Source organism: Streptomyces sp. NPDC054813 (assembly GCF_053611365.1).
Genome location: NZ_JBSHAF010000026.1, coordinates 55,562 through 68,203 on the forward strand (window position 1 = coordinate 55,562; position 12,642 = coordinate 68,203).

14 protein-coding genes are annotated in these 12,642 nt (G+C 70.8%); 12 read left to right on the plus strand and 2 right to left on the minus strand.

Going from position 1 to position 12,642, the window contains the following annotated elements; all coding sequences use genetic code 11:
- Positions 1-32: 32 nt before the first annotated feature.
- The 3 genes from ACWGJB_RS38900 (at position 33) to ACWGJB_RS38910 (ending at position 2,094) form a co-directional block, all read left to right on the plus strand.
- A complete protein-coding gene (locus ACWGJB_RS38900; RefSeq protein WP_453384763.1) occupies positions 33-842 on the plus strand; it encodes an AIM24 family protein in 810 nt (269 codons plus the stop codon).
- A gap of 100 nt (positions 843-942) precedes the next feature.
- A complete protein-coding gene (locus ACWGJB_RS38905; RefSeq protein WP_453384764.1) occupies positions 943-1,569 on the plus strand; it encodes a dihydrofolate reductase family protein in 627 nt (208 codons plus the stop codon).
- A gap of 129 nt (positions 1,570-1,698) precedes the next feature.
- On the plus strand, positions 1,699-2,094 hold the full coding sequence (locus tag ACWGJB_RS38910) for a ribonuclease (RefSeq protein WP_453384765.1): 396 nt from the start codon (positions 1,699-1,701) through the stop codon (positions 2,092-2,094).
- Positions 2,095-2,160: 66 nt separating this feature from the next.
- On the opposite strand, the gene ACWGJB_RS38915 is transcribed toward ACWGJB_RS38910, so the two are convergent.
- On the minus strand, positions 2,161-2,361 hold the full coding sequence (locus tag ACWGJB_RS38915) for a hypothetical protein (protein ID WP_453384766.1): 201 nt from the start codon (positions 2,359-2,361) through the stop codon (positions 2,161-2,163).
- A 170-nt stretch (positions 2,362-2,531) separates the two neighbouring features.
- On the opposite strand from ACWGJB_RS38915, the gene ACWGJB_RS38920 reads away from it, so the two are divergent.
- The 3 genes from ACWGJB_RS38920 to ACWGJB_RS38930 all read left to right on the plus strand — a co-directional run bounded on the left by ACWGJB_RS38920 (position 2,532) and on the right by ACWGJB_RS38930 (position 5,776).
- Positions 2,532-3,794 (plus strand): sensor histidine kinase, encoded by a 1,263-nt coding sequence (locus tag ACWGJB_RS38920; protein WP_453384767.1) that lies wholly within the window; start codon positions 2,532-2,534, stop codon positions 3,792-3,794.
- Positions 3,795-3,856: 62 nt separating this feature from the next.
- Positions 3,857-4,519, plus strand: coding sequence for a response regulator (locus ACWGJB_RS38925; RefSeq protein WP_453384768.1), 663 nt, complete (start codon positions 3,857-3,859; stop codon positions 4,517-4,519).
- Between the two features lie 75 nt (positions 4,520-4,594).
- Positions 4,595-5,776: a cytochrome P450 family protein gene (locus ACWGJB_RS38930; protein ID WP_453384769.1), complete on the plus strand. Its 1,182-nt coding sequence runs from the start codon at positions 4,595-4,597 to the stop codon at positions 5,774-5,776.
- A 30-nt stretch (positions 5,777-5,806) separates the two neighbouring features.
- Here ACWGJB_RS38930 and ACWGJB_RS38935 read toward each other — a convergent pair whose 3' ends face one another.
- On the minus strand, positions 5,807-6,817 hold the full coding sequence (locus ACWGJB_RS38935) for a Gfo/Idh/MocA family protein (protein WP_453384770.1): 1,011 nt from the start codon (positions 6,815-6,817) through the stop codon (positions 5,807-5,809).
- 130 nt (positions 6,818-6,947) lie between these two features.
- On the opposite strand from ACWGJB_RS38935, the gene ACWGJB_RS38940 reads away from it, so the two are divergent.
- From ACWGJB_RS38940 to ACWGJB_RS38965, 6 genes are all read left to right on the plus strand, one after another.
- Positions 6,948-7,685, plus strand: a complete 738-nt coding sequence (locus tag ACWGJB_RS38940) for a GntR family transcriptional regulator (protein ID WP_453384849.1) — start codon at positions 6,948-6,950, stop codon at positions 7,683-7,685.
- A gap of 200 nt (positions 7,686-7,885) precedes the next feature.
- A complete protein-coding gene (locus tag ACWGJB_RS38945) occupies positions 7,886-8,890 on the plus strand; it encodes a sugar ABC transporter substrate-binding protein (protein WP_453384771.1) in 1,005 nt (334 codons plus the stop codon).
- Positions 8,887-9,927 (plus strand): ABC transporter permease, encoded by a 1,041-nt coding sequence (locus tag ACWGJB_RS38950; RefSeq protein WP_453384772.1) that lies wholly within the window; start codon positions 8,887-8,889, stop codon positions 9,925-9,927. Before ACWGJB_RS38945 ends, ACWGJB_RS38950 begins: the two co-directional genes overlap by 4 nt.
- Entirely contained in the window at positions 9,924-10,691 is a 768-nt protein-coding gene (locus ACWGJB_RS38955; RefSeq protein WP_453384773.1) for an ATP-binding cassette domain-containing protein, read from the plus strand. The genes ACWGJB_RS38950 and ACWGJB_RS38955 overlap by 4 nt, the downstream gene beginning before the upstream one ends.
- A gap of 143 nt (positions 10,692-10,834) precedes the next feature.
- A complete protein-coding gene (locus tag ACWGJB_RS38960) occupies positions 10,835-11,980 on the plus strand; it encodes an ROK family glucokinase (protein WP_453384774.1) in 1,146 nt (381 codons plus the stop codon).
- Positions 11,977-12,558, plus strand: coding sequence for a sugar kinase (locus ACWGJB_RS38965; protein ID WP_453384775.1), 582 nt, complete (start codon positions 11,977-11,979; stop codon positions 12,556-12,558). Before ACWGJB_RS38960 ends, ACWGJB_RS38965 begins: the two co-directional genes overlap by 4 nt.
- The last annotated feature ends 84 nt before the right edge of the window (positions 12,559-12,642 follow it).

The window sequence follows — 12,642 nt, forward strand, 5'->3', positions numbered from 1 at the left end:
AACCGCTGAAGCGTCGGCTACGTTCTTTTCCCGTGACCCTTCAGCAAGAAATCGTCGGCAACGCCATGCAGATGGCGGTCGTCAACCTGCACCCCGGCCAGACCGTCTACTGCGAAGCCGGAAAGTTCCTGTTCAAGACCACGAACGTGACCATGGAGACCCGGCTCAGCGGCCCGAACGGCGGCGGGCAGCCCCAGGGCGGTGGCGGTGGCATGGGCGGCATGCTGCGCCAGGCCATGGGCACCGCCATGCAGGTCGGCCAGCGCATGCTCGCCGGCGAGTCACTGGCCTTCCAGTACTTCAGCGCACAGGGCGGTGAAGGCACCGTCGGCTTCGCGGGCGTGCTGCCCGGCGAGATGCGCGCCCTGGAGCTCAACGGCACACGCGCGTGGTTCGCCGAGAAGGACGCCTTCGTGGCGGCCGAGTCCACCGTCGAGTTCGGCATCGCCTTCCAGGGCGGCCGCACCGGCATGAGCGGCGGCGAGGGCTTCATCCTGGAGAAGTTCACCGGCCACGGCACCGTGATCATCGCCGGCGCCGGCAACTTCATCGACCTCAACCCCGCCGACTTCGGCGGCCGTATAGAGGTCGACACGGGCTGTGTCGTCGCCTTCGAGGAGGGCATCCAGTACGGCGTCCAGCGCGTCGGCGGCCTCAACCGCCAGGGCCTCATGAACGCCGTCTTCGGCGGCGAGGGCCTCTCCCTGGCCACCCTGGAGGGCAACGGCCGGGTGATCCTGCAGTCCCTCACCATCGAGAGCCTCGCCAACGCCCTGAAGAAGGCCCAGGGCGGCGACAAGCAGGGCCCGACGGGCGGACTGTTCTCGACGCACGCGGGGTGAGCCGTCGTAGGGACGATCACGGCCGATGAGTTGCGGGCGCCCGCCGGGTCTGAGCTGACGACAGCAGACCGCACGGCACCCCAGGAAGCAGGCACCCCTCATGGGCAAGCTCGTCTCCACCATGTTCGTCACCCTCGACGGCGTCTACCAGGCGCCCGGCGGCCCCGAGGAGGACCCCAGCGGCGGCTTCACCCACGGCGGCTGGAGCCACCCCTACGGCGACGCGGAATTCGGCGGGTTCGTCACCGAGGTCTTCGACCGGGTCGGCGCCTTCCTGCTCGGCCGCCGTACGTACGACATCTTCGCCTCGTTCTGGCCGAAGGTCACCGACCCCGCCGACCCGATCGCGGCCAGGCTCAACGGGCTCCCGAAGTACGTTCCCTCCGCGACCCTCACCGGCCCCGGATGGTCCGGCACCACAGTCCTCGGCGGCGACCTCGCCAAGGAGGTCACGGCCCTCAAGGAGCGCACCGACGGCGAGCTCCAGGTGCACGGCAGCGGCGCGCTGGTCCGCTCCCTGCTGGACCTGGGCCTGGTCGACACCCTCCACCTGCTGACGTTCCCGGTCGTGCTGGGCAGCGGCCGCCGCTTCTTCGCGGAGGGCGCCGTGCCGACGAAGTTCCGGCACACCGGCGGCCGGGTCACCGCGGCGGGCGTCTCCATCCAGTCGTACGACCTGGCGGGCCGACCCGACTACGGTTCCTACATCGCCGACGCGAACGCCTAGCGCGGCCGGGGCCCGCCCCGTGAAGGCCGCGGGCCCCAGGTTAACTCCCTGAAAACTCACGGGACTTGCCGGAAAATTCTTCAGACTTGTCATTGACATGCCACTGTCTACGCGCGTCATCATGGAGCCATGAGATTCCCCCCACGAATCACCCGCACCGGCGCCGCCGGCGTCGTCCTGTGCGCCCTGCTCGTCGGCGGTACGGTCACCGCCACCACGGCGGACGCCGCGGCCGCCTCGGTCGGCAGCATCTGCTACAGCGACCTGCCGTCGCAGGCGTACGACACCCTCGACCTGATCGCGTCGGGCGGCCCGTTCCCGTACTCGCAGGACGGCGTCGTCTTCCGCAACCAGGAGGGCGTGCTGCCCAGCCAGGCCAGCGGTTACTACCACGAGTACACCGTGAAGACGCCCGGTTCTTCTACGCGCGGAGCACGTCGCATCGTGACCGGCAAGAAGACCCAGGAGGACTACTACACGGCGGACCACTACGTGACGTTCGACCTGGTCAACTTCGGCTGCTGAGTTCCCGGCCGAGTCGAACGGCCGACCGCCAGGAACGGCGCGACCAGCCGGAGGTCCGGTCCGCGTTCAGCCTGACCTCCGGCTCTCCGCGACGGCGAACAGCGCGATCGCCAGCACGACGAGTGCGACGCTCGCGTAGACGCCGTAGCCGTCGAGGAAGCCGAGCCGTTGCACGAGACCCACGTGCCAGTGGGTGAACTCGTGCAGCAGGCCCAGCGCACCCTGCACCAGAGCGACGAATCCGAGCAGTTCCAGCAGCTGTTTCACAGCACGACTCTCGCCCCGCGGCCTCCCCCCATGCCATCGGCCGCGGGGCGAGCCGTGCCCGCCGGAAGTCGCTGCGCACGCGCGCGTGCTGTGCCGAAAGTCCACGCGAGCCCAACTTTGGTCGACGATCCCGTGCTCGGGGAGGTGGCACCGATGGGTCCTGCGTAGATTTGTCGACCGTGAGCGGTGACATCTCGGTACGGACGTTCGAACGGCGGCGGTGGCTTTTCCCGTCCGCCGTGATCCATGAACTCGATCCCGAAGTTGGCCCGGCCGGCCGGCGGCCCAAGCGCACCGCGCGGGACTGGCTCGTCGACTTCAGCTGTTTCCTGCTCGCCGTCCTGCTGGGCGTGGCCGCCGCGAACACCATGCGGCAGGACCCGAACGTCTCCCACGGCCTCGCGATCGCCGACCAGCTGATCGGCGGTCTGGCCTGCGCCGCGGTCTGGCTGCGCCGCCGCTGGCCGACGGGCCTGGCCATCGCCATGGTCCCGGTCGGCTTCGCCTCCGACACCGCGGGCGGCGCCGCCATGGTCGCCCTGTTCACGCTCGCCGTACACCGCCCGTTCCGGTACGTCGCCTGGATCGCCGGCGTCAACCTCGCGCTGGTCCCGATCTTCTACTGGCTGCGTCCCGACCCCGACCTGCCCTACCTGGCCGTCGTCATCCTGGTCGTGCTCTTCACCCTCCTGGTCATCAGCGTCGGCATGTTCGTGCGCTCCAAGCGGCAGCTGATGGTCAGCCTGCGCGACCGTGCGCAGCGGGCCGAGACCGAGGCGGGTCTGCGCGCCGAGCGGGCCCAGCGGCTGGCCCGGGAGGCCATCGCCCGGGAGATGCACGACGTCCTCGCCCACCGGCTGACCCTGCTCAGCGTGCACGCCGGGGCCCTGGAGTTCCGTCCCGACGCGCCCCAGGCGGAGATCGCGCGGGCGGCCGGGGTGATCCGGGAGAGCGCCCACGAGGCCCTCCAGGACCTGCGCGAGATCATCGGCGTCCTGCGTGCCGCCGACGGCGACGAGGCGGGCGGCCGGCCGCAGCCCACGCTGGCCGCCCTCGACGCGCTCGTCAGCGAGTCCCGCCAGGCCGGCATGAAGGTCACCCTCGACAACCACGTCGGCGACCCGGCAGCCGTCCCCGCCTCCGTCGGCCGCACCGCCTACCGCATCGCCCAGGAGGGCCTCACCAACGCCCGCAAGCACGCCCCCGGCGCCGAGGTCACCGTGCGCGTCACCGGAGCCCCCGGCGACGGCCTGGACATCACCGTGCACAACCCCGCCCCGGAGGCCGACGCCCCGCACGTCCCCGGCTCGGGCCAGGGTCTGATCGGCCTGACCGAGCGCGCGACGCTGGCCGGAGGACGGCTGGAGCACCGGGCCACCGGCGACGGCGGCTTCGAGGTGCGGGCCTGGCTGCCCTGGGGGGCCGCCGCCTGAGCCCCCGTGCCCGTCGCCTGAAGGACCACGTGATGTCGTACCCGCGTGCTTTCGTAGGAGACATGACCGCGATCAGACTGCTGCTCGTCGACGACGACCCCCTGGTGCGGGCGGGCCTGTCCCTGATGATGGGCGGGGCCGGGGACATCGAGATCGTCGGGGAGGGCGCCGACGGCGACGAGGTCGAGGCGCTCGTCGACCGCACCCACCCGGACGTCGTCCTGATGGACATCCGGATGCCGTCCGTGGACGGGCTCACCGCCACCGAGCGGCTGCGCGCGCGTGCGGACGCCCCGCAGGTCGTCGTCCTGACCACCTTCCACGCCGACGAACAGGTGTTGCACGCCCTGCGCGCGGGGGCCGCCGGGTTCGTCCTCAAGGACACCCCGCCCGCCGAGATCGTGGACGCGGTGCGCCGGGTCGCGGCCGGTGACCCCGTGCTGTCGCCCGCCGTCACCCGCCAGCTGATGCGGCACGCGGCGGGCACCCGGGCCGACACCCGGCAGGCACGCGCGCGTGACCGGCTCGCCGCCCTCAACGACCGCGAACGCGAGGTCGCCGTCGCGGTCGGCCAGGGCCTCGCCAACGCCGAGATCGCCACCGGCCTGTTCATGAGTGTCGCCACCGTCAAGACCCACGTCTCCCGCATCCTGGCCAAGCTCGGACTGAACAACCGCGTCCAGATCGCGCTGCTGGCATACGACGCGGGAGTGCTGGAGGAGTAGGGGCACCAGTCGGGCGCCCCGAACGTTCTCCGGGTACGGGACGGCCTCGGGGACCTCCTGAAGGGGGAGCACAGCATGCAGGTGACCGACCTCGGCGAGTACGGCGACGGTCTGCGCACGGACCCGCACACGGTCTACGCCCAGCTGCGCGAGCGCGGCCCGGTGCACCGGGTGCGGTGGCCGCTGCCCGACGCGTACCACGAGACCTGGCTGGTCGTCGGGTACGAGGAGGCCCGCGCGGCGCTCGCCGACCCCAGACTGGCCAAGGACACCGAGAAGATCGGCTTCAGGTTCCTCGACGAGGAGCGGATCGGCAAGCACCTGCTGGCCGCCGACCCGCCCCGGCACACCCGGCTGCGCGGGCTCATCACGCGCGCGTTCACCGCCCGCCGGGTGGCCGCACTGGAGCCGCGGATCCAGGAGATCACCGACCGCCTGCTCGACGAGATGCTCCCGCGAGGCCGCGCCGACCTCATAGACGCCCTCGCCTACCCGCTGCCGATCACGGTGATCAGCGAACTGCTCGGCGTCCCCGAGCTGGACCGCGCACGGTTCCGGAAGCTCTCCAACGAGGTGGTCGGCTCCGCCCGTCCGGCCAACGAGTACGACGCGTTCGCCGAGCTCGCCGACTATCTGAAGGAGCTGATCGAGGACAAGCGGTGCGCGGGCCCGAGCGACGACCTGCTCAGCGACCTGATCCGCACCACCACCGAGGACGGCGACCGGCTCTCCGTCGAGGAACTGCGCGGCATGGCCTACGTGCTGCTGATCGCCGGCCACGAGACCACCGTCAACCTGATCGGCAACGGCGTCCTCGCCCTGCTCACCCACCCAGCCCAACTCGCGTCCCTGCGCGCCGACATGAGCCTCCTGGACGGCGCGGTCGAGGAGATCCTGCGCTGGGAGGGCCCGGTGGAGAACGCGACGTACCGGTACGCCGCCGAGCCCCTGGAGATCGCCGGCACCGCCATCGAGCGGGGCGACCCGGTGATGATCGGCCTCACCGCCGCCGACCGCGACGGCGCCCGCTACCCCGAGCCCGACCGCTTCGACATCCGCCGCGACCACCGCGGCCACCTCGCCTTCGGCCACGGCATCCACTACTGCCTGGGCGCACCCCTGGCCCGCCTGGAGAGCCGCACAGCCCTGCGCGCCCTCCTGGAGCGCGCCCCGGACCTGGCCCTGGACGGCCCGCACGGCGAGTGGCTGCCGGGCACGCTGATGAGAGGGGTGCGGAACCTTCCGGTGCGCTGGTAGCCGGTGGGCTGCCGGCCGGTGGCGCCGCGGTCAGCCCAGTCGGTCCGGGATCTCGGTGAGGGCCACCGGTCTCCGCTCGTGCCGGGAGACCTCGCACGCCTCCGCGATCCGCAGCGCCTGGAGCGCCTCGCGCCCGTCGCAGGGGTTGGCGAGCCCGCCGCGCACCACGTCGACGAAGGCGCACAGCTCGGCCTCGTAGGCGGGTCCGAACCGCTCCAGGAAGCCGGGCCACGGCTTGTCCGCGGGCGGCGGTCCGGTCGGCTCGGTGGAGGCCACCGGCGTACGGTCGTCCAGGCCGACCACCACGGTGTCCAGCTCCCCGGCCAGCTCCATCCGCACGTCGTACCCGGCGCCGTTCAGCCGGGTCGCGGTGGCGGTGGCCAGCATGCCGTCGTCCAGGGTGAGCAGGGCCGCGCCGGTGTCCACGTCACCGGCCTCGCGGAACATGGCGGGCCCGGCGTCCGAACCGGTCGCGTACACGTCGACGACCTCGCGGCCGGTCACCCAGCGCAGCACGTCGAAGTCGTGGATCAGGGTGTCCCGGAACAGCCCGCCGGACAGCGGCAGCCACTCCGGCGGAGGCGGCGACTGGTCGGAGGTCAGCGCCCGCACGGTGTGCAGCCGCCCGAGCCGGCCCGAGCGCACGGCCTCACGGGCGCCCGCGTACCCCTTGTCGAAGCGCCGCTGGAAGCCCATCTGCAGCACCGTCCCGGCCTTCTCCACCTCGGCCAGGGCGTGCAGGGTGCCCGGCAGGTCGAGGGCGATCGGCTTCTCGCAGAAGACCGGGATCCCGGAGCGTGCGGCCCGGCCGATCAGGTCGGCGTGCGCCGAGGTCGCGGTGGTGATCACCACGGCGTCCACGCCCCACTTGAAGATCTCGTCCGTCCCGGGTGCCGCCGTCTCCCCCAGGCGGTGTGCCAGATCCTGGGCCCGCGCCGGATCCACGTCCGTCAGGATCAGTGACCCGACCTCACGATTGCGGCTGAGCGTGTTCGCATGAATGGTTCCGATGCGGCCCGTACCGATGACCCCGATGCGCATGGGAACAAGGTGCGGGTGCACCCCGTGCGCTGTCAATCCGTATGTCCGGACAATCGAACTACACAACTTCCCGTCAACCCGTCACGGGGATACGCTCGGGCCCGTGCCGAAACCAGATGTGGACCCGACCGTGCCGCTCGACCTCAGCGTGGACCGGAGCTCGCCGGTGCCGTTGTACTTCCAGCTCGCGCAGCAGCTGGAGGCGGCCATCGAGCACGGCTCGCTCACCCCCGGCAGCCTGCTGGGCAACGAGATCGAGCTCGCCGCACGGCTCGGCCTGTCCCGCCCGACCGTGCGTCAGGCCATCCAGTCCCTCGTCGACAAGGGCCTCCTTGTCCGTCGCCGGGGTGTCGGCACCCAGGTCGTGCACAGCCAGGTCAAACGCCCCCTGGAGCTCAGCAGCCTCTACGACGACCTGGAGTCGGCCGGTCAGCGCCCCGCGACGAAGGTACTGGTCAACACCGTCGTCCCGGCGTCCGCCGAGATCGCCGCCGCGCTCGCGGTCGCCGAGGACACCGAGGTGCACCGCATCGAGCGGCTGCGGCTGGCGCACGGCGAGCCGATGGCGTACCTGACCAACTACCTGCCGCCCGGCCTGCTCGACCTGGACACCGGGCAGCTGGAGGCGACCGGCCTCTACCGCCTGATGCGGGCCGCCGGGATCACCCTGCACAGCGCCCGCCAGTCCATCGGCGCGCGCGGCGCCACGGCCGCCGAGGGTGAGCGGCTCGCCGAGCCGGAGGGCGCCCCGCTGCTCACCATGCGGCGCACCACGTACGACGACACCGGCCGCGCCGTCGAGTTCGGTGACCACATCTACCGGCCGACCCGCTACTCCTTCGAGTTCCAGCTGCTCGTGCGGTCCTGAACGCGGCCCGTTTCCGACGTTCCGTTAGTCGCAATGTCCGGACAAGGTGAGCACAGAGTGCCGCCCGCCGCCGTCAGGGGTGTACCCCATGTTCGATACTGAGGCTTTTGGGGCAGGCGAGGTCGCCGTCGGTGGTCACCCACGGTGAGCTTCGCCCGCCCCTCTCGCACGTATGAGCACGGCAAGAAGGGCACGGCCTCGTGGCACGGATTCGGACCTGGGTGGGCATCGCGGTGGCGGGGGCGCTCGGCGTCACCCTCACCGGATGCAGCAGTACCGGCGGCAAGCGGGCGGAGGACGCCCGGAACGCCGCGGCGGCCCAGGGGAGGGCGGCGGTGAACACTCCCCGCTGGACCTTCGCGATGATCACTCACTCGGGAGACGGCGACACCTTCTGGGACATCGTGCAGAGCGGTGCGAAGCAGGCCGCCCGCAAGGACAACATCAACTTCCTGTACTCGCACGACGACGAGGCCCAGCAGCAGGCCGAGCTCGTGGACGCGGCGGTCGACAAGAAGGTCGACGGGATCATCGTCACCCTCGCCAAGCCGGACGCCCTCAAGGCGGCCGTGGCCCGCGCCGAGAAGGCCGGCATCCCGGTGATCACCGTGAACTCCGGTTCCGAGGAGTCCAAGGCCTTCGGTGCCCTCGCGCACATCGGCCAGGACGAGACCATCGCGGGTCAGGCGGTTGGCGACGAGCTGAACGAGCGCGGCAGGAAGAAGGCCCTGTGCGTCCTGCACGAGCAGGGCAACGTCGGCCACGAGCAGCGCTGCGCGGGCGTCGCCAAGAACTTCGACGGCGAGGTCGAGAACCTCTACGTCAACGGCACCAACATGCCCGACGTGCAGTCCTCGATCGAGGCGAAGCTCCAGGCCGACCGGTCGATCGACGCCGTCGTCACGCTCGGGGCGCCGTATGCCGACACCGCCGTGAAGGCGAAGACGGACGCGGGCAGCACGGCCGAGGTCGACACCTTCGACCTCAACGCAAAGGTCGCCGCCGAGCTCGCGGACGGCACCCTCGGCTTCGCCGTGGACCAGCAGCCGTACCTCCAGGGCTACCAGGCGGTCGACCTGCTGTGGCTCTACAAGTACAACGGCGACGTCCTCGGCGGCGGGCAGCCGGTGCTCACCGGCCCGCAGATCATCACCAAGGACCAGGCGACCGCGCTGGCGAAGTACACCGAGCGGGGCACCCGATGAGCGCCACCTTGGAACACTCACCTGATGAAAGGATTCTGCAGACCTCTCCGCTGCGGAATCTCCTCTCCCGTCCGGAGCTGGGCTCGGTCGTCGGCGCACTCGCCGTCTTCCTCTTCTTCGCCGTGGCCGCCGACGGCTTCGTGCGCGCGTCCAGCATCAGCACGGTCCTCTACGCCTCCTCGACGATCGGCATCATGGCCGTACCGGTGGCGCTGCTGATGATCGGCGGCGAGTTCGACCTCTCCGCGGGGGTCCTGGTGACGTCCGCCGCGCTGATCTCCTCGATGTTCAGCTACCAGATGACGGCGAACACCTGGGTCGGCGTAGGAGTCTCGCTCGTCGTGACCCTCGCCATCGGCGCGTTCAACGGCTTCGTGCTCACCCGCACCAAGCTGCCCAGCTTCATCGTCACCCTGGGCACCTTCCTGATGCTGACCGGCATGAACCTCGGCTTCACCAAGCTGATCGACGGCACGGTCTCCACCAAGACGATCGCCGACATGGAGGGCTTCCCGTCCGCCCACGCGGTCTTCGCCTCGACGCTCACCGTCGGCGGCGTCGACTTCAAGATCACGATCCTCTGGTGGCTCGCCCTGGTCGCGATCGCCTCCTGGATCCTGCTGCGCACCCGCGCCGGCAACTGGATCTTCGCGGTCGGCGGCAACCAGGACGCGGCCCGCGCGGTCGGCGTCCCCGTCACCGGGACCAGGATCGCCCTCTACATGGGCGTGGCGCTCGGCGCCTGGATCTCCGGCCAGCACCTGCTCTTCTCGTACGACGCCGTCCAGTCCGGCGAGGGTGTCGGCAACGAGCTGATCTACATCATCGCGGCCGTCATCGGCGGCTGCCTGATCACCGGCGGCTACGGCAGCGCGGTCGGCTCGGCTGTCGGGGCGCTCATCTTCGGCATGACCAGCAAGGGCATCGTCTTCGCCGAATGGAACCCCGACTGGTTCAAGTTCTTCCTCGGAGCGATGCTGCTCCTCGCGACCCTGCTCAACACCTGGGTCCGCAAGCGCGCGGAGGCCACCGCATGACCCTCGTCCGGCTGACCGACGTCAGCAAGCACTACGGCACCGTCCGCGCCCTGGAGGGGGTCTCCCTGGAGGTCCACGCCGGCGAGATCACCTGTGTCCTCGGCGACAACGGGGCCGGCAAGTCCACCCTGATCAAGATCGTCGCGGGCCTGCACCGGCACGACGGCGGCACGCTCGTCGTCGAGGGCGAGGAGACGACGCTGACCTCCCCGCGCGAGGCCCTGGACCGTGGCATCGCCACGGTGTACCAGGACCTGGCGGTCGTGCCGCTGATGCCGGTGTGGCGCAACTTCTTCCTCGGCTCGGAACCCCGCAAGGGCCGTGTGCTCAAGCGCCTGGACGTCGACTTCATGCGCCGCACCACCCGCGCCGAACTCCTCCGCATGGGCATCGACCTGCGGGACGTCGACCAGCCCATCGGCACCCTGTCGGGCGGCGAACGCCAGTGCGTGGCGATCGCGAGGGCCGTCTACTTCGGCGCGAAGGTCCTGATCCTGGACGAGCCGACGGCGGCACTGGGAGTGAAGCAGTCAGGTGTGGTCCTCAAGTACGTGGCAGCGGCACGCGACCAGGGGTTGGGTGTTGTGTTGATCACCCATAACCCGCATCACGCGTACTTGGTGGGCGACCGCTTCGTACTGCTGAAGCGGGGCACGATGGTGGGGAGCCACACACGTGACCAGATCACACTCGAAGAACTGACCGGCCAGATGGCCGGCGGAAGCGACCTGGACGCTCTACGCCATGAGCTGCAGCGCTCCTGAGCGGGGCGCGGGGCTGTGTTGATTTGCGGCTCCGCCGCGTGGGCGCGACCAGCCGCGACGCACCCGCACCCGGCAATGGCGCGCACCCCTCCTTATCTCCCCCGAACGGCGCCACCCCTCCCCGTGCGGCAGAATCAAGCCCGATGAGCACCTACCGCGACCTCACCGCCCCCATAGGCTCCCGCCGAGCCCCCGTTCTGCGAACGGTCGGCACACGGGAGCGCCGGTCCCACCTGACGGCCCCCCGTGTCCCCACCGTCGGCATCGACATCGGCGGCACCAAGGTCATGGCGGGCGTCGTGGACGCCGACGGCAACATCCTGGAGAAGCTCCGTACGGAGACCCCGGACAAGTCCAAGAGCCCGAAGGTCGTCGAGGACACGATCGTCGAGCTGGTCCTGGACCTGTCCGACCGGCACGACGTGCACGCCGTCGGCATCGGCGCCGCCGGCTGGGTCGACGCCGACCGCAACCGCGTGCTCTTCGCCCCGCACCTGTCCTGGCGCAACGAACCGCTGCGTGACCGCCTCTCCGGCCGGCTCTCGGTCCCCGTCCTCGTCGACAACGACGCCAACACCGCCGCCTGGGCGGAGTGGCGGTTCGGTGCCGGCCGCGGCGAGGACCACCTGGTCATGATCACGCTCGGCACCGGCATCGGCGGCGCCATCCTGGAGGACGGCCAGGTCAAGCGCGGCAAGTACGGCGTCGCCGGTGAGTTCGGCCATATGCAGGTCGTGCCCGGCGGTCACCGCTGCGCGTGCGGCAACCGCGGCTGCTGGGAGCAGTACAGCTCCGGCAACGCGCTGGTCCGCGAGGCCAAGGAGCTGGCCGCGGCCGACTCCCCGGTGGCGTACGGGATCATCGAGCACGTCAAGGGCAACATCGGCGAGATCACCGGCCCGATGATCACCGAGCTGGCCCGCGAGGGCGACGCGATGTGCATCGAACTGCTCCAGGACATCGGCCAGTGGCTCGGCGTCGGCATCGCCAACCTCGCCGCCGCCCTCGACCCGTCCTGCTTCGTCATCGGCGGTGGCGTGAGCGCCGCGGACGACCTGCTGATCGGCCCCGCGCGGGACGCGTTCAAGCGCCAGCTCACCGGCCGCGGCTACCGCCCCGAGGCCCGGATCGCCCGCGCCCAGCTGGGCCCCGAGGCCGGCATGGTCGGCGCCGCCGACCTCGCCCGCCTGGTCGCCCGCCGCTTCCGGCGCGCCAAGCGGCGCCGGGTCGAGCGGTACGAGCGCTACGAGCGGTTCGCGGAGGCCCGCCGCACCCGGGACACCGCATGACCGCTTCGCTGCCCCGCCAGGCCGCGTCCCCGGAGGAACCGAAGCGACCGCCCGAGACCCCGGGGCACAAGGCCAAGCGCCGGGCGCTGACGCTCCTGATCATCGGGCTGCTCATCGGCGTACCGGCCGGCTATCTGGTGATCTCCGCCGCCCAGAGCCGCAACAGCGGCAAGGACAAGGAGTCCAAGTACTCCGCGACCGGCCTCACCGAGGGCTGGCCGTCGAAGGTGCAGCGGCGGCTCTACCAGGTGCCGGTCCCGCACCCGGCCGACAGGATCGCGTACTACGAGACGAACAACTGGAAGACCAGCCGTCTCTACGTCCAGTTCCGGACCAACAGCGCCGGCCTGGACAGCTTCCTTGAGGGCATGGGCGTCAACCGGGACGCGCTCAAGAAGGACGACATCAGCATCAGCTCCCGCGACCAGAAGATCACCGGCTGGAAGTTCAACGGCCCCGGCCCCTGGTCGGGCCTGACGCACAAGCAGAAGAACCCGGCGCCCACCCAGGACGTGGTCGTGAACACGGCCGACCCGAACTACCCGATGATCTACGTCGTCTCCCGCACCGTTCCGTGAGCACGGCCCCCGGCCGGTCGCCGGGGCCGATTGTCAGACCCCGCCCGTACAGTCGAAGACGTCTGATCCGACATGTGGGCGGGA